The sequence below is a fragment of the Faecalibacterium sp. DFI.5.82 genome, from assembly GCF_029076575.1.
In the GTDB taxonomy this organism is placed as follows: Bacteria; Bacillota; Clostridia; order Oscillospirales; family Ruminococcaceae; genus Faecalibacterium; species Faecalibacterium duncaniae.
On sequence record NZ_JARFIS010000537.1, the window covers coordinates 1 to 309 of the forward strand.

The window sequence follows — 309 nt, forward strand, 5'->3', positions numbered from 1 at the left end:
GCGGAAGAGGGCAAACCGAGAGTAGAAATACTTTCGGGGTACGGACTGCTTTTAAGACTTAATCTGTTAACCGAACGGCATGGGAAGGCCGGTCAGAGAGTGTGAGAACCACGTAGGTGAAAACGGAAAGAGCTGCGCAGGATCCAGAGTACGGCCAGACACGTGAAACCTGGTCGGAATATGGGGGGACCACCCTCCAACCCTAAATACTACCCAGTGACCGATAGCGTATAGTACTGTGAAGGAAAGGTGAAAAGCACCCCGGGAGGGGAGTGAAAAAGAACCTGAAACCCTGTGCCTACAAGCACC

At 52.4% G+C, this 309-nt stretch carries 1 rRNA gene; it reads left to right on the forward strand.

What is annotated here, in order from left to right:
- Positions 1–309: ribosomal RNA gene (locus P0G09_RS17775) — 23S ribosomal RNA — on the forward strand; the annotation flags it as partial.